This is a genomic window from Butyrivibrio proteoclasticus (genome assembly GCF_900115735.1).
Lineage (GTDB): Bacteria > Bacillota > Clostridia > Lachnospirales > Lachnospiraceae > Butyrivibrio > Butyrivibrio proteoclasticus_B.
On sequence record NZ_FOXO01000002.1, the window covers coordinates 243,268 to 260,342 of the forward strand.

Here is a 17,075-nt window from a genome sequence, read left to right on the forward strand (position 1 = left end):
AGAAACATGCCAACTTGGAAATCAAGGGGACTTCGAGGTTCGACATTAGAGGAACTTATAAACAGATCCAATGAAAGGTATCAGGAACTTGGTCTTGCTCTTATCCAGAAAATTCCTACACCTATCACACCCATTAACATTGATAAACAAACTCGTCACATCACACTGGCATATTTTGACCAGAAAAGTACCGTAGATTATATTGGAGTTGTTCAGGGCATTCCTGTTTGTTTTGATGCAAAGGAATGCGCTACAACTACTTTTGCTTTAGAGAACATTCATCCTCATCAGGTTGCTTTTATGCAGGATTTTGAGAAACAGGATGGTGTTGCTTTCTTTTTGATTTATTTTACAAGTCTAAACGAATTCTATTATTTACCCTATAGAAAATTAAAAGAATTTTGGGAAAGAGCTGAAAATGGTGGTAGGAAAAGCTTTCGCCATGATGAGCTTGATATTTCTTATGCAATACATTCACCAGGTGAATCCGGAATTTTAATTCCTTTTCTTGACACTCTCCAAAAAGATTTAGAGGAAAGGGAATAAATAATTGACATAAGCTAATATTGGATGTTAAACTCTTTACTATATTAGCATGCTAATAGATTAGCACTGCACCACACAAAAGTGAGAAGAATTATGAGCAAAGTTTTGTTACATACTCCTGATGGGGTAAGAGATATCTATGGTGAAGAATGTAGTGACAAGATAATAATTGCTGAGAAAATTCATAGTAAGATGAAGAGCTTTGGGTATCATGACATTGATACGCCTACATTTGAATACTTTGATGTATTTGCTGAAGAGATAAATAATAATGATGCAAAAGAGCTCTATAAGTTTTTTGATAAAGAAGGAAATACACTTGTACTTCGTCCCGACTTTACGCCTTCTATAGCGAGATGTGCCTCAAAAGTACTTCTTGAAAATGGTACTCCTGTAAGAGTTTGTTATGAGGGCAAGACTTTCTTGAATACTTCTAATCTGCAGGGAAAATTAAAAGAGAATTACAACATCGGTGTAGAGCTTATGAATGATGATTCTGTAATGGCTGATGCTGAGATGATAGCTCTTTTAGTGACCTGCCTTAAGAGCGCCGGACTTAGTGATTTTCAAATAAGTGTCGGTGATGCAGGATTTTATAAGGGGCTTTGTATAGAGGCTGGTATTGATCGGGAAACTGAAGAAGCTATCAGAGAACAGATTACTTCAAAGAACTATTTTGCAGCTGAGAGTCTTATGAATGAACGCAATATAGATTCAAAATATATCGATCAGATTCTTAAAGTATCAGAATTTATTGGCTCTGATGATGCTCTTGAGAAGGCAGAAAACATCGCCAATAACGAAATGTCACTGAATGCTGTACAGAGGCTTAAAAAACTCTATAAAGTTCTTACAAGCTATGGAGTTCAGAAATATATTTCTTTTGACCTTAGTGTACTTAGCAAATTTAACTACTATACAGGTGTGATATTTAGTGCTTACACATATGGTGCTCCGGATGCTATAGCAAAAGGCGGACGATATGATAATCTTCTTGGAAAATACGGAAAAGAGGCACCTGCCATCGGATTTGTGATCATACTTGACGATCTTATTTCTGCTTGTAAAAGACAGGGCATAGAATTTGAACATGAAGCATCTGCAATATCAGTTACTTATAACGAGAATAATTTTGATGATGCTCTAAAAAAAGCAACAGATCTTAGACAGCAGGGCAAAAATGTTTGTCTTTTGCATGAATAAATGGAGGCATTATGAGATATTTGACATTTGCCCTTGGGAAGGGAAGACTTGTAGACAGCACAATGGAAATACTGAATAAATGCGGTATTACCTGTGATGAAATCTTGGATAAAAAAACAAGAAAACTTATTTTTACGAATGAAGAATTAAAACTAAAATTCTTTTTGGCAAAAGGTCCTGATGTGCCAACTTACGTAGAATATGGTGCTGCTGATATAGGTATCGTTGGCGCAGATACCATCATGGAAGAAAAGAGAAGAGTTTACGAAGTACTTGATCTTGGCTTTGGAAAATGCAGGATGTGTGTATGCGGACCTGCAGAAGCCAAAAAGCTCCTTGAACACAGGGAACTGATAAGAGTAGCAAGCAAATACCCTGAGATCGCCAAAGACTATTTCTTTAATCAAAAACATCAGACTGTTGATATTATAAAACTCAATGGTTCTGTGGAGTTGGGGCCGATTGTTAATCTTAGTGACGTCATAGTTGATATCGTTGAGACAGGCTCAACTCTTAGAGAAAATGGACTTGAAGTACTTGAAGAAATATGCCCTTTATCAGCAAGAATGATTGTCAATCAGGTTAGCATGCAGATGGAAACCGACAGAATCAGGAAACTTATAAATGATATAAAGGAGAATCTCTGATATATGCGCACAGTAAAACTTACCAAAGAAACAAAGGATGAGCTTTTAGGAAATCTGTTAAAAAGAAATCCGGGAAGTTACACAGAATACGAAAATACAGTAAATGAGATTATCAGTAATGTAAGAGAAAATGGCGATAAAGCTCTTTTTGACTACACACTTAAGTTTGATAAATTTGATGTAAACAAAGAAACAATCAATGTTACAAGACAAGAAATAGAGGAAGCTTATAAAGAGCTTTCAGATGATTTTGTTGAAGTCATGAAAAAAAGCGCTGAAAATATTAGAGTTTTTCATGAAAAGCAAAAGCGAAATACATGGATTGATACAAAAGAAGACGGAAGTATTCTTGGTCAGAGAATTCTTCCGATTGAGATTTCCGGCGTATATGTCCCGGGCGGAAAAGCTGCTTATCCATCAAGCGTTCTAATGAATGTAGTACCTGCTAAAGTTGCCGGAGTTGAAAGAATCGTAATGTGCACTCCGCCTTCAAAGGATGGTAAAGTGAATGCCGGTACCCTTGTTGCAGCTGATATAGCAGGTGTTAATGAAATATATAAGGTTGGCGGTGCACAGGCTATCGCAGCTATGGCTTTTGGAACAGATTCAGTCCCAAAGGTAGATAAAATAACAGGACCGGGTAATATATTTGTAGCGCTTGCAAAAAAAGCATGTTTTGGCCATGTTTCCATTGATTCAATCGCAGGTCCAAGTGAGATTCTTGTATTGACAGATGAGACTGCAAATCCAAGATATGTTGCAGCAGATCTTTTATCGCAGGCCGAGCATGATGAGCTTGCAAGCAGCATACTTATCACAACATCTCAGAATATAGCAGATAAAGTATCAAAGGAAATTGATGAGTTTTTAAAAACACTATCCAGATCTGAAATAATCAAAAAATCTTTAGAAAACTATGGCTATATCTTTGTTGCAGATAATATGGATGATGCAATTGACGCTGCAAACGCTGTTGCATCCGAGCACCTTGAAATAATTACAAAGAATCCATTTGAAACTATGACAAAGATTAAAAATGCGGGTGCTATTTTTCTTGGGGAATACTCATCAGAACCGCTTGGAGACTATTTTGCAGGTCCTAATCACATTTTACCTACAAACAGAACTGCAAGATTTTTCTCCCCATTATCTGTTGATGATTTTATTAAAAAGACAAGCATCATTTCTTACTCAAAAGAAGGATTATATAAAGTTCACAATGGCATTGAGCTTTTTGCCAAAAAGGAAGGCCTTACAGCACATGCAAATTCGATTGCAGTAAGGTTCGAAAATTGCAAGTAAACTTTCTAAAATAAGTGTAAAATGCAAGATTAATAAATTGTTTATAATTAAATAACAATATTTTGTTAACGGTATTTAGGGAGCTACAAGTTATGGGAGAAAGAATTGCAAGTGTTATAAGGAAAACAAAAGAAACTGATATCAGCATAAAACTAAACATTGACGGAACGGGTGAGGCAAAAATAGAAACCGGGATAGGTTTTTTTGATCATATGCTGAAAGCTTTTGCTAAACATGGTCTCTTTGATTTGGAGGTAAAGGTTAAGGGCGATCTTGATGTTGATGGCCATCATACCGTGGAAGATACAGGAATTGCCCTTGGTCAGGCTCTTTTACAGGCTCTCGGAGATAAAAAAGGTATCAGACGTTATGGAAGCGAAATACTTCCAATGGATGAGTCCCTTGTTTTAGCTGCTGTTGACCTTTGTGGAAGACCATATTTGGCTATGGATGCAGCATTTACTGCTCCAATGGTTGGAGATTTCGATACACAGCTTGTAAATGAGTTTTTTTACGCAGTTTCGTATTCAGCAATGATGAATATTCATTTAAGAGTTTTAACCGGTAGTAATGACCATCATAAGATTGAAGCTATATTTAAGGCATTTGCAAAGGCTGTAGATACTGCGACAACAGTAGATCCAAGAATAACTGACGTTCTAAGCACAAAAGGAGCTTTATAATATGTCAAAGATAAGGAAGCTTATACCATGTATTTACCTTTATGATGAAAAAGCCGTAAAAGGCGTATCAGATAAAACTGTATTATTTGGCGATCCACTTGATCTTGTAAGTGTTTATAACGAGAAGGGCGTCAATACCATTTTTCTGTATGACCTTTCAAGAGGGATGGGCGATGAAGCCCATGAAAAGGCCCTTGATATAGTCAAAGCAATATGTAAAAAAGCTGATGGAAATGTGATAGGCGCCGGAAATATCAAGCGTATGGAAGATGTAAAAAAACTTCTTTATGCAGGATGTACAAAGGTTGCCATAAATCTTTCCGAGCAGAGCGAAGTTGAAAGTCTTTCTGAAAGTTCAGAGAAATTTGGCAAAGAGAAATTGTATGCAATATTCTCTGATAATGTGCAGACTAAAGCTAATAAAGAGCTCATTGAAAAATATACAACTGAACTAATATATTTTCCGGATTCAATAAATGATCTGGCTTCATCAGACATAGACTTTACAATATCCTATGTCATTGATGATTATGAAAAGAGCCTTGATGAATATAAAAAAGCTGTGACAAATGAAAATTTTGAGCTTTTTGCCCTTAAAGGAGCTCTTTTGTGGGATGATCTTAAAAAGAACTCTGATGGCATGGTTCCTGTAATTGTTCAGGATTATAAGACTGATCAGGTTCTTATGCTGGCATATATGAACGAAGAAGCTTATAATAAAACTCTCGAGACAGGAAAAATGACATATTTTAGCCGTAATCGAAATGAGTTATGGATTAAAGGAGAAACAAGTTCACATTATCAGTTTGTTAAGGCTTTGTATGCTGACTGTGACAAGGATACGCTTCTTGCAAGCGTTAAGCAGATCGGTGCAGCCTGCCACACAGGAAGCTATTCATGCTTTTTCAATGAAATAGCCAAGACTGATTATGATAAAAAGAATCCTCAAAAAGTCCTGAATGAAGTATTTGACGTAATAAAAGACAGAAAAATCAATCCAAGAGAGGGCTCTTATACGAATTATCTTTTTGATAAGGGTATTGATAAGATTCTTAAAAAAGTTGGCGAGGAGGCCACAGAGATAGTAATTGCAGCAAAAAATCCAAATGATAATGAAATAGTTTACGAAATGTCTGATTTCCTGTATCATATGATGGTCCTCATGGCTGAAAAAAATGTCAGCTGGGAGGATATAACTGACGAGTTGTCAAGAAGATAAGGAAAAGGTATGAACGAAAACTTAGCTCTAAACGATGAGACTTTGCTTGATCTTGAAAAGCCTGAGAGATACATAGGCAATGAAGTTAACAGCGTTTATAAAGACAAAAATGCTGTTGATATCAGGTTTGCAATGTGCTTCCCTGATGTTTACGAGATTGGCATGTCTCATCTTGGAATTCAAATTCTTTATGGAATGTTTAATTCCTATGAAGATGTATGGTGTGAAAGAGTCTATTCTCCATGGGTAGACGCTGACAAAGTCTTCAGGGAAAAGGACATTCCTCTTTTTGCGTTGGAATCACAGGATGAGATCAGAAAATTTGATTTTCTTGGATTTACTATCCAGTATGAAATGTGTTACACAAATATTTTACAGATACTGGATCTGTCAAAGATTCCTCTCCTCGCAAAAAACAGAGACTGGGACTATCCTATAGTGATTGGCGGTGGTCCATGTACTTATAATCCGGAGCCTATTACGGATTTCTTTGATATGTTCTATATAGGTGAAGGCGAAACAAAATACAGAGAGATCTTTGACCTCTATAAGAAGTCAAGAAAAGAGGGTATATCACGTCAGGAATTCTTGAGAAGATGTTCTCATATTTCCGGTATTTATGTGCCTTCTCTTTATGATGTCAAATACAAGGAAGATGGAACAATTCTTTCAATGACGCCTTGTTATGAAGACGTACCTGTACAGATAAACAAAGAGATGTGTCTCGATGTTTCAAATCAGTTCTATCCTACTAAGCCTGTTGTTCCATACATTAAGATAACGCAGGACAGAGTAGTACTAGAGATCATGCGTGGATGTATAAGAGGCTGCAGATTCTGTCAGGCCGGTCAGCTTTATAAACCTCTTCGTGAAAAAGATGTTGATCATTTAAAAGAACTTGCTCTTGAAGCATTAAGGAATACAGGGTATGAAGAAATTTCTCTAAGTTCCTTAAGTTCAAGTGATTATTCAAAGCTCCCTGAACTCATAGACTTTTTGATTAAATACTGTAACGAAAAGAAAGTTAATATATCACTTCCGTCTTTAAGAATTGATGCGTTCTCTCTTGATGTAATGAGTAAAGTTCAGGATGTTAAAAAAAGCAGTCTTACATTTGCGCCTGAAGCAGGAACACAGAGGATGCGTAATGTTATAAATAAAGGTCTTACTGAGGAAGATATATTAAGAGGATCTCACGAGGCATTTCTTGGCGGTTGGAATAAGGTTAAACTTTATTTCATGTTGGGACTTCCAACAGAAACCGATGAAGATATTCTGGGAATAGGTGACATCTGTAATAAAGTCGCTGTAGAGTATTTTGAGACAGTTCCAAAAGAAAACAGAAATGGAAGAACAATTGATATCGTAGCAAGTACATCATTCTTTGTTCCAAAGCCATTTACACCTTTCCAGTGGGCGCCAATGAATACAAAGGAAGAATTCCTTGATAAGGCAAATAAGACAAGAAAAGGTATCATGTCTCAGCTTAACCAGAAACATATCAAATATAACTGGCATGAAGCTGATGCAAGTATGATGGAAGGCGTGCTTGCAAGAGGCGACAGAAGGCTTAACGAAGTAATCTTGAAAGCATATAAAAAAGGCTGTGTTTTCGATGCATGGGGTGAATACTTCAAATTTGATACTTGGATGGAAGTCTTTGATGAGTGCAATATTGATCCATTTTTCTACACTACAAGAGAACGTGCAGAAGATGAAATTTTCCCTTGGGATATCTTAAACTGTGGAGTTTCAAAGGCTTTTCTTTTACGTGAATGGAAAACTGCCCTTGAAAATAAACCTTCATCTAACTGCAGACTTTCCTGCCTTGGCTGCGGAGCTGCATCTTACGGTGTAGGTGTTTGCACGGAGGGTCGATCATGAATAAATTACGTGTAAAATTCACCAAGCATGGTCCTATTAAATTTGTAGGACATCTGGATGTAATGAGATACTTCCAAAAAGCTATAAGAAGAGCTGAAATTGATATAAAGTATTCTGAGGGCTTTAGTCCTCACCAGCTTCTTTCTTTTGCTCAGCCCCTTAGCGTTGGCGTTACAAGCGACGGCGAGTATCTTGATATGACAGTTAACAGCATGGTTTCAGTAACAGATGTTATGGACAGATTAAATGCTGTTATGAATGAGGGAATTAAAATCATAGCTGTAGAAGAACTCGATGAGACTTCAGTTAAGGCCATGACTGACGTCTATGCAGCAAGATATATCGCTAAATTCAGAGAAACTTCAAAACCTGATTTTGATTGGATTTCGGAATTTGAAAAATATCTTTCAAAAGATACGCTTCCTGCAATGAAAAAGACAAAAAGCGGTTTTAAAGAAATCGATATGAAGCCTATGATATTCGATTATAAGTTTGATACTCAAAAGCAGGAAGTTATGCTTCTTCTAAGTATGAGCAGTGCAACCACATTGAAACCGGCTCTTTTATTCGAGGGATTTTTCAAGAGCATGGATAGAGAGTTTTCAGTATCAATGCTCTCACTTCATAGAATTGACATCTACAAGCTTGTTGAAAAAGATAATGAGAAGTATATTGAACCTTTTATCGTAACTGACAGTTCAGAGAGGTTTTATTTAAATGGCTGAAATTGTTATTTCAAAGTATCTTGATACTCCGCTTGTTACAGCATTTATAGATAATAAACTGGAATTCTTGGAATTCATAAGGCAGAGAGAGCTTCATAATATTTATCTTGGAAGAGTTGATCATATCGTAAAAAATATTGATGCAGCTTTTGTAAGATATAAAGATGATGAGATTGGATATCTGCCTTTAAAGAGTATCCTCCCTGTCTGCGTTATTAACAGAAAGCTTGGAGCTACGGATTCAGTAAAAGCCGGCGATGAAGTAATAGTTCAGGTTGAGGTTGAAAAAATAAAAACAAAAAAGCCAAAACTAACTACCTATTTATCTTTGGCAGGAAAGTACTCTGTCTTAACCCTTGGAAGAAAAGGCGTCGGAGCATCTTTAAAGCTCGACGACAAAATAAGAAAAACTCTTATTGATGATGTGAAGGAAGATTTTAACAGATTATCTTTTGACAGTTCTGAGGCATTTTATGATACTTCTTTTGGAATTATTATCAGGACAAATGCGGCCGATATTGATGGTGATAAGAATAAAGCAATATTAGATGATGCTTCTGAATGTATAAAACTAATGTCTCAAATTCTCTCTTTGGGTATGTGCAGAACAAACGGAAGTCTTTTATATTCAAAAGAACAGTCACTTTATGCTGAAAATGAAGATATGACAGTTCCTTTTATTGATAAAGCAAAGGCTTTTCTTAAGACAAGAGGAATCACAGATCCGGTTATTGTTAATGATACAGGAATACATGGAATAAATTCAAAAGTACAAGAATTAAGAAGTAATAAGGTATGGTTGAAAAGTGGCGCTTACCTTATAATTGAGCAGCTTGAAAGCTTCAATGCAATTGACGTTAATACAGGAAAAGCAATTTCAGGAAAAAAAGATATATCCAAAAAAGTAAATATTGAAGCGGCACAGGAAATAATGAGACAGATAAGACTTCGAAATCTTTCGGGCATGATCCTTATTGATTTCATCAATATGAAAGACGATGAAGATTACCATGAACTTATTGAACTTGTGAAAAGGCTTGCACGCCAGGATTATATACATACAGAGTTTATCGATGTTACAGGTCTTGGGATAATGGAATTAACAAGAAATAAAAACGATAAATCATTAAAAGAATTATTACTTGATGTTGAAAAAGCTGTTGACATTAGTAAACATCAATGTTAATATATTATGGTATGCCGCATAACTAGGCAGAAGTGGGTTTATCCCCGCCAAAGTTAGCGAGTTTTTTTGAAGAAGGAGGTAACTTATGTACGCAATTATTGTAACTGGTGGAAAGCAGTACAAAGTTTCCGAGGGCGATGAAATCAGAGTAGAGAAGCTTGATGTAGAGCCCGGAAAAGAAGTAACATTTGATAATGTTATTGCAGTAAACGATGACAAGACTCTTAAGGTTGCTGGCGATGTTAGCGGTGCTAAAGTCAGCGCTACAGTTGTTGAGCAGGGCCGTGGTAAAAAGGTTGTTGTTTACAAGTACAAGAGAAAGACTGGATACCATAAGAAAAATGGTCACAGACAGCCATTCACACTTGTTAAGATTGAAAAAATCTCTATGTAATTATTAAAAATTGGAATAATATGACTACTATTACAATAACCAAGACGTCAAGCGATAAATACAAATCGATCGAATGCAAAGGTCATGCAGGTTTTGCTGATTATGGCAACGATATTGTATGCGCTGCAGTTTCTGTTTTGACAATCAACCTTATCAATTCAATTGATAATTTTACTGAAGATGAGATAAGCGTTGTTCAGGATGAAGACAAAGGACTTATAAGGCTTAGTTTTAAGGATGAACCAAGTAATGATTCTGATTTATTATTAAGATCTTTTGAACTTGGTGTAGACAGCATATTCCAACAGTATGGAAAGAAATTTCTGAACATTAAATTTAGGAGGGAATAAGTCATGATGAATATGAACCTTCAATTTTTTGCTCACAAGAAGGGTGTTGGATCTACTAAGAACGGTAGAGACTCAGAGTCAAAGAGACTTGGAGCAAAAAGAGCTGACGGACAATTCGTAAAGGCCGGTAATATTTTATACAGACAGCGTGGAACACACATTCATCCTGGTGTAAATGTAGGAATCGGTAGCGATGATACATTATATGCACTTGTTGATGGTGTTCTTAGATTTGAGCGCAAGGGCAGAGATAAAAAGCAGGCTAGCGTTCATCCTGTAGAGAATAAGTAATTTTGCTTAAACGGGCTTCAAACAAATTTATGTTTGGAGCCTTCTTTTTGAGTAGAGCACTAAGTGAGGTTTTTTCGAACATAGTGCGAACCATACAAGTCAACTTGGCGAGGTTTTGACGAGCTTAGTTGAGCTTGTTTACCTTTTAAGGAGTTAGATTAATGCCAGTATTTGTAGATAAAGCCAAAATCTTTATACAGAGTGGTAAGGGCGGTGACGGGCATATCTCTTTTAGAAGAGAAAAATATGTACCAAATGGTGGCCCTGATGGCGGTGACGGTGGCAAAGGCGGAGACGTTATCTTTGTCATTGATGAGGGAATTAACACTCTTGCCGATTTCCATTATGGTGGAAAGTATAAGGCAGAGAATGGTCAGGATGGAAATAAGAGACGATGCCATGGTAAAAATGGTCAGGATCTTTATATAAAGGTTCCGGAAGGAACAGTAATAAAAGAAGCAGCTTCAGGAAAAGTTATCGCTGATATGAGTCTTGAAAACAGAGAGGTTGTTGTTCTAAGGGGCGGAAAAGGTGGCAATGGAAACATGCATTATGCTACTTCAACAATGCAGGCGCCTAAGTATGCTCAGCCGGGACAGCCTGCTCTTTCACTTGAAGTGCTTCTTGAGCTTAAGGTAATTGCAGACGTTGGACTTGTTGGCTTTCCAAATGTTGGTAAATCAACATTTTTGTCCAAGGTATCAAATGCAAAGCCTAAAATTGCGAATTATCATTTCACAACACTTTCACCAATGCTTGGTGTTGTTGATCTTAATGATGCAAGAGGTTTTGTGGTTGCGGATATTCCAGGACTTATTGAAGGTGCTTCAGAAGGTGCCGGCCTTGGACATGAGTTTCTCCGTCATATTGAGAGAACAAGAATGATGATTCATGTTGTAGATGCAGCATCAACTGAAGGCAGAGACCCTATCGAGGATATAGAAGCTATAAATGAAGAGCTTAAAAACTATAATGCAGATATAACAAATAAGCCACAGGTTATCGCTGCAAATAAGATAGATATGCTTCCTGATGGAGAACAGGCAGAGATAATCAATAAAATTCGTGAAAAGTACGAGCCTCTTGGTGTTAAAGTGTTTGCCACTTCAACCCTAACTGGAAAAGGAATTCAGGAACTGTTATACTATGTAAGTAGAACCCTTTCTGAGCTTCCTGAAAAATCTGTTGTCTTTGAGCAGGAATTCTTCCCTGAAACAATGATAAGAGATGCTGAGGATGCATTCACAGTATCTTATGATAAAGATACTGCAGAATATGTTATCGAGGGACCTAAGATTGAAAAGATGCTTGGTTATACGAACCTTGAGTCTGAGAAAGGCTTTGCTTTCTTCCAGAAGTTTCTTGCAGATAATGGAATTCTTGATGAACTTGAGAAGCTCCATATCGGTGAAGGCGATACTGTAAGAATGTATGGTTATAGTTTTGAATATTATAGAAATGCAGATACTCAGCCGGTATCTGAAGATGAGGATGAAGAATAATGACATTAACAAGTAAACAAAGAGCTTATTTAAAAAGCCTTGCAGCAGATCTCGATCCTGTTTTTCAGATCGGAAAAGCAACAGTTACTCCTGAAATAACAGATGCAATTGCTGAAACCTTTAATACTCATGAACTGATAAAGGTTACTGTACTTAAAAACTGTACAGAAGAAGTTAGTAATGTTGCTATTATGATCTCAGAGAGAACAAGATCTGAACTTGTTCAGGTTATTGGCAGAAAGTTCGTATTATACAAGCCTTTTAAAGACAATCCAAAGATCATACTTCCTAAAAACAAGAAAGCTTAATATTTCTAAACTTGTCGGAGGTTATTTATGGAAAGCAGAAAAATCGGAATACTTGGTGGTACTTTTGATCCCATTCACAATGCGCACTTGCTTTTAGGCGAGTCAGCAAGAGAGCAATTTGGGCTGGACAGAGTTATCTTTATTCCAAATAATCTTGCTCATTTGCCAAACAGAACTGAGGTCGCAAGCGGTGAGAACCGTTATCAGATGGTAAAAATGGCAATAAAGGATAACCCCTATTTTACCTGTTCAAGAATAGAAATTGATAAAGCTGGTGGTACTTATACGTATAACACCATACAGGAATTAAAACTGATGTATCCTGGGGATGAGCTATTTCTCATCCTTGGTGGCGATTCTGTTATCGGTATCGATAACTGGTATATGGCCAAAGAACTTCTTCAGTCATGTACGATACTTGCTGCTGTCAGAGAAGATGATGACCTGGCTGCTTTAGATAAAAAGCGTAAAGAACTTGGTGATATGTTCGGTGCCGATATAAGACTTCTTAAATTCAACAGAATAGACATTTCAGCAACAGAAATAAGAAATAGAGTTAGAACCGGCAGATCTATAAGATATATGGTTCCTGATGAAGTTATTGAATTCCTATGTATAAAAGGATTATACAAATGAAGACGATTGAAATAACTCAGAAATTAAGAAAAGAACTTTCCAAGGAATTAAAACCGGATAGATTTGATCATACTCTTGGTGTTGCATATACAGCAGCCAATATGGCATTTATCCATGGAGCTGATGTTGATAAAGCCCTGATTGCAGGTATGCTTCACGATTGTGCAAAATGTATGTCTCATGAAGAACAGATTAAAATATGCGAGAAAAATAAGATAGACATAACAGAAGTTGAGCGAAAAAATCATTCTCTATTACACGCCAAAGTAGGTATGTATCTTGCAAGAACAAAATATGATGTTTATGATACAGAAATCCTAAATGCAATTAGATGGCATACTACCGGCAGAGAAGATATGTCACTACTTGAAAAAATCATCTATATTGCCGATTTTATTGAACCAAACAGAAAACCACTGGAAGATATGGATATCATCAGGAAAGAGGCATTTACAGATTTAGACAGATGTCTTGCTCATATTCTTCATAATTCTGTTATATATCTTAAAACAATAGGCAAAGAGTGTGATGATGCCACTTTAAATGCATATCACTACTATAAAAAATATTACAAATGATCAGAGGTAATTATGGCAGATATTGAAATTTCAAAAAATATGGCAAAAATGGCTGTTGAAGCTCTCGAAGACAGAAAGGGAGAGGATGTTCACGTAATAGATATAAGTGAGATCTCAACTCTTGCAGACTACTTCATTATTGCCAGTGGTACAAACATCAATCAGGTACAGGCACTTGCAGACAATGTTCAGGAAGTTCTTGGAAGAGCGGGTTTTGATACCAAGAACGTAGAAGGATACGAATCCGGAAAGTGGATTCTTCTCGATTTTGGCGACATTATTGTTCACGTATTCGACAGTGAGAACCGCCTTTTCTACGACCTTGAGCGCATCTGGCGCGATGGTAAACTCATCGATTCTTCCACTCTCTAAAAATATACTTTTTCGCGAGTGGCATAAAATCCAAAAGTGCCTATAACTTCGTATAGATCTCGGAGTATTCGCAAAGACACAGTAAATATAAAATTATGCGCCTTGTTTTCTTTCATGATTATTCAAAACAGAAAACAAGGCTTTAATTTTATCTTAACTGTCTCTATTGCTCATACTAAATCGATCTATCCAAAGTTATGGGCACTTTTGGATTTTTTACGCAAGTTTAACAAAAGTTTAATTATGAATAAATTTATTATTTATATATATACATGTAAAATATATTTGTATATGAATCTACGTACAATAATGTTTATTAATACATTTATAAATGGAGGGTAAAAATGGGAACAGCTACAACTATTGGAAATAATGGAAAAAACAATTCGAGTGTAAAAAAAAGTATTGGAAAAACATTATTGATGTCTTTACTGCCTGTGATTATCATTGGAGTAGTTGCAATTATTCTTATTCTATCATTCAATGCTAAAGCTACAATTGAAGATGTATCTCTTATGGATCTTCAGGCTGAAACACAGACTAATGCTTACAATATAGGAACCGGATTCAGAATGCTGTTGGCAAAATTTGGTCAATATTGTGATACCATGGAACAGGTTCCTTTTGAAGATAAGGAAGCAATTCTAAAATATATTGAGCCCTCTACAAATTACACAATCATTAACAATACAGGAATTTACATTGGTTTTGAGGATGATACTTATATTTTTGCCAATCATACCATACAGGCTCCTGACTGGAAGCCTACACAAAGAGATTGGTATAAACTTGCACAAGGACATGAGACATTTATTGAATCTGACCCTTATGTTGATTCATCTACCGGGCAGCTTTGTGTCTCTTTTGTAAGACAGAACAGTTTTTATAATGGAATGGAAGGAGTTTGTGCTGTTGACGTTTTCCTTGGTGATATTCAGAATGAAGCATCAAAATATACTCCCATGAAAACAGGTAATTCTATGATACTTGCCGGGGATTACATTATCAGCTATGTTAATCAGGATTTAAATGGTAAAAAAATATCTGAATCAGGAAATGCTTTTCTATCTAGCGTTAAAGCATATATTGATTCCGGTAGTACTGCGGTTACAAAAATAAAAAATCCGTTAAGCGGAATTGAATATTATGTTTGCTACTATAATATTCAGGGTACAAGTTGGAATATGGTTTCTTCTGTTCCTGTAAATGATGTTTTGGCATCATCCAACAGATTTATGATTATTGCAATGGTTGCAATGATTGCATTGATTTTCATAATCACAGTTATTATTTTGATTACAATAAGCAGAGTTATTACTAAGCCTGTTAATAGTCTTTCTAATAGTATACTTAAAATTTCATCAGGGGATTTTACTACGCAGATGCCTCAAGATAAAGGTGATGAAATTGGTCTTATCAGCAAAGAAATGGAAAATTATGTTCAAGTAATGAATGATACAATTTCTAATATACAGGAGAGAGCGGAACAACTACAATTTGACTCAAACTCTTCAAAGGATGCTTCAAGTAAGATGACTGAAGGAGCTAATGAGCAGTCTAGATCGATGGAACAAATCCAGACAACAATGGATGATATTTCAAATGCAGTAGGAGAACTTGCTAATAATGCAACTATGCTTGCACAGTCAGTTGCAGAATTAACCGATAATGGAAATAAGACAAATGAGATAATGCTAAGTCTTGTAGATCAGGCTGAAGTTGGACAGAATGATATGAGCAATGTTCAGAAGAATATGGAAGTAATAACATCTTCCATGAGTGATATGAATGATGTGGTTTCTACAGTAGGAGATTCTGCAGATAAGATTACTGAAATAGTAGGGATGATTGATTCTATTTCTGAACAGACAAACCTTCTGTCACTTAATGCAAGTATTGAAGCTGCAAGAGCCGGAGAAGCCGGAAAAGGCTTTGCTGTTGTTGCTGATGAAATCGGTAAACTTGCTCAAAACAGCCAGGAAGCTGCTAAAGAAATCAGCAATATTATCGCAGAGATCACAAATCTTATTAAAGATCTTGCCGAGAAATCTCAGGCAAATATGGAGGCTATTACCAATAGTAGCGGAGCAGTTTCAAAAGCTGGAGATAGCTTTAGTAAGATCAATCAGGAGCTCAATAGTACAGCAGACACAATGCGCAACATGATTGGAATGATGGCAAATGTAAATGACATAGCATCAAGTGTTGCTGCTATATCTGAGCAACAGTCAGCTAGTTCTGAAGAAATAACAGCTACTGTAGCCAATTTGGCAGTAAGTGCTCAGGAGATTGCTGATGAATCAAAGGGTGTTGAGAATGTTGCAAATTCTGTATCTGATTCAGCTATATCCATAAATGAGCAGCTAAGCAGATTTACCATACGATAAGAAATGCAAAATTAATCGTGATTTAATAATAATTTCACTGATAAAATGTTACTATTAATTTACCTCTATACAGGATGTTTTTCTGTATATCATAAGAACAGAGCCGGAACATTCCCTTTATTGTTCCGGCTCTGATATTTGTGATAATCGTCAAAAAAAATATAATGTATGGTTATTTGTAGAAGCGCATTATTCCGAAGACTTTGCCGAGGATAGTGCAGTCATCTACTATGATGGGATCCATTGTGTCGTTTTCAGGCTGAAGACGAATGTGTCCATTCTCTTTGTAGAAGGTCTTGACTGTTGCAGAATCATCGATGAGAGCAACAACCTGATCACCGTTTTTAGCTGTATTGCAAACCTGAACAAATACCTGGTCACCATTAAAAATGCCGGCATTGATCATTGAATCACCCTTAACATTTAAAATAAAAGCATCTGATCCCTTAGGACACATACTTGCAGGAATAGGGATGTATGAATCAATATTCTCCTCTGCAAGAATTGGAGCACCTGCAGCTACCTGACCTATAACGGGAATGCTGACAATCTCAGTTCTGACCATGTTAAAACCATCATCGCAGATCTCAATTGCACGAGGCTTTGTAGGATCCCTTCTGATATATCCATTTTTTTCAAGTGTTTCCAAATGAGAGTGAACAGAAGAAGTAGACTTAAGATTAACTGCTGCGCAGATATCTCTTACTGAAGGTGGAAAGCCTCTTGAAAGAGTTTGCTCTTTAATATAATCCAGTATTTCCTGCTGTTTCTTTGAAATATTCCCTTTAACCATGTGGACCTCCCAAATTTTTTCTAGATTTAGTATAACAAACTTCATATACAAAAGCAAATGTTTGTTCGG

19 protein-coding genes are annotated in these 17,075 nt (G+C 36.3%); 18 read left to right on the forward strand and 1 reads right to left on the reverse strand.

Annotation, left to right across the window (positions count from 1 at the left end; all coding sequences use genetic code 11):
• Nucleotides 1-6: 6 nt before the first annotated feature.
• The 18 genes from BM146_RS02295 (at nt 7) to BM146_RS02380 (ending at nt 16,213) form a co-directional block, all read left to right on the forward strand.
• Nucleotides 7-546, forward strand: a complete 540-nt coding sequence (locus tag BM146_RS02295; protein WP_074883738.1) for a Holliday junction resolvase RecU — start codon at nt 7-9, stop codon at nt 544-546.
• A gap of 93 nt (nt 547-639) precedes the next feature.
• The gene (gene hisZ, locus BM146_RS02300; protein ID WP_074883741.1) at nt 640-1,749 is read left to right on the forward strand and encodes an ATP phosphoribosyltransferase regulatory subunit; all 1,110 of its coding nucleotides are present in this window, start codon (nt 640-642) and stop codon (nt 1,747-1,749) included.
• An 11-nt stretch (nt 1,750-1,760) separates the two neighbouring features.
• Entirely contained in the window at nt 1,761-2,396 is a 636-nt protein-coding gene (gene hisG, locus BM146_RS02305) for an ATP phosphoribosyltransferase (protein ID WP_074883744.1), read from the forward strand.
• Nucleotides 2,397-2,399: 3 nt separating this feature from the next.
• Complete coding sequence (hisD, locus tag BM146_RS02310; RefSeq protein WP_074883748.1) at nt 2,400-3,698, forward strand: histidinol dehydrogenase; 1,299 nt, start codon at nt 2,400-2,402, stop codon at nt 3,696-3,698.
• A gap of 92 nt (nt 3,699-3,790) precedes the next feature.
• Nucleotides 3,791-4,381 carry an imidazoleglycerol-phosphate dehydratase HisB gene (gene hisB, locus BM146_RS02315; protein WP_074883751.1) on the forward strand — a complete coding sequence of 197 codons (591 nt, stop codon included), beginning with the start codon at nt 3,791-3,793 and terminating at the stop codon, nt 4,379-4,381.
• Nucleotide 4,382: 1 nt separating this feature from the next.
• On the forward strand, nt 4,383-5,600 hold the full coding sequence (hisIE, locus tag BM146_RS02320; RefSeq protein WP_074883755.1) for a bifunctional phosphoribosyl-AMP cyclohydrolase/phosphoribosyl-ATP diphosphatase HisIE: 1,218 nt from the start codon (nt 4,383-4,385) through the stop codon (nt 5,598-5,600).
• A 9-nt stretch (nt 5,601-5,609) separates the two neighbouring features.
• Nucleotides 5,610-7,484: a TIGR03960 family B12-binding radical SAM protein gene (locus BM146_RS02325; protein ID WP_074883757.1), complete on the forward strand. Its 1,875-nt coding sequence runs from the start codon at nt 5,610-5,612 to the stop codon at nt 7,482-7,484.
• On the forward strand, nt 7,481-8,209 hold the full coding sequence (locus BM146_RS02330) for a TIGR03936 family radical SAM-associated protein (RefSeq protein ID WP_074883760.1): 729 nt from the start codon (nt 7,481-7,483) through the stop codon (nt 8,207-8,209). The genes BM146_RS02325 and BM146_RS02330 overlap by 4 nt, the downstream gene beginning before the upstream one ends.
• The gene (locus BM146_RS02335; protein ID WP_074883763.1) at nt 8,202-9,395 is read left to right on the forward strand and encodes a ribonuclease E/G; all 1,194 of its coding nucleotides are present in this window, start codon (nt 8,202-8,204) and stop codon (nt 9,393-9,395) included. The genes BM146_RS02330 and BM146_RS02335 overlap by 8 nt, the downstream gene beginning before the upstream one ends.
• 85 nt (nt 9,396-9,480) lie before the next feature.
• Complete coding sequence (rplU, locus tag BM146_RS02340; protein ID WP_022773999.1) at nt 9,481-9,789, forward strand: 50S ribosomal protein L21; 309 nt, start codon at nt 9,481-9,483, stop codon at nt 9,787-9,789.
• A gap of 20 nt (nt 9,790-9,809) precedes the next feature.
• Complete coding sequence (locus BM146_RS02345) at nt 9,810-10,139, forward strand: ribosomal-processing cysteine protease Prp (RefSeq protein ID WP_074883765.1); 330 nt, start codon at nt 9,810-9,812, stop codon at nt 10,137-10,139.
• 3 nt (nt 10,140-10,142) lie between these two features.
• Nucleotides 10,143-10,430, forward strand: coding sequence for a 50S ribosomal protein L27 (gene rpmA, locus BM146_RS02350; RefSeq protein ID WP_022774002.1), 288 nt, complete (start codon nt 10,143-10,145; stop codon nt 10,428-10,430).
• Nucleotides 10,431-10,591: 161 nt separating this feature from the next.
• Complete coding sequence (obgE, locus tag BM146_RS02355; protein WP_074883768.1) at nt 10,592-11,932, forward strand: GTPase ObgE; 1,341 nt, start codon at nt 10,592-10,594, stop codon at nt 11,930-11,932.
• On the forward strand, nt 11,932-12,240 hold the full coding sequence (gene yhbY, locus BM146_RS02360) for a ribosome assembly RNA-binding protein YhbY (protein ID WP_074883771.1): 309 nt from the start codon (nt 11,932-11,934) through the stop codon (nt 12,238-12,240). Before obgE ends, yhbY begins: the two co-directional genes overlap by 1 nt.
• 27 nt (nt 12,241-12,267) lie before the next feature.
• Complete coding sequence (gene nadD / locus BM146_RS02365) at nt 12,268-12,876, forward strand: nicotinate-nucleotide adenylyltransferase (protein ID WP_074883774.1); 609 nt, start codon at nt 12,268-12,270, stop codon at nt 12,874-12,876.
• Complete coding sequence (yqeK, locus tag BM146_RS02370; protein ID WP_074883777.1) at nt 12,873-13,454, forward strand: bis(5'-nucleosyl)-tetraphosphatase (symmetrical) YqeK; 582 nt, start codon at nt 12,873-12,875, stop codon at nt 13,452-13,454. Before nadD ends, yqeK begins: the two co-directional genes overlap by 4 nt.
• A 12-nt stretch (nt 13,455-13,466) precedes the next feature.
• A complete protein-coding gene (gene rsfS, locus BM146_RS02375) occupies nt 13,467-13,826 on the forward strand; it encodes a ribosome silencing factor (protein WP_074883780.1) in 360 nt (119 codons plus the stop codon).
• A 344-nt stretch (nt 13,827-14,170) separates the two neighbouring features.
• A complete protein-coding gene (locus tag BM146_RS02380; protein WP_074883783.1) occupies nt 14,171-16,213 on the forward strand; it encodes a methyl-accepting chemotaxis protein in 2,043 nt (680 codons plus the stop codon).
• Between the two features lie 172 nt (nt 16,214-16,385).
• On the opposite strand, the gene lexA is transcribed toward BM146_RS02380, so the two are convergent.
• On the reverse strand, nt 16,386-17,006 hold the full coding sequence (lexA, locus tag BM146_RS02385; RefSeq protein WP_022774010.1) for a transcriptional repressor LexA: 621 nt from the start codon (nt 17,004-17,006) through the stop codon (nt 16,386-16,388).
• Nucleotides 17,007-17,075: the final 69 nt, after the last annotated feature.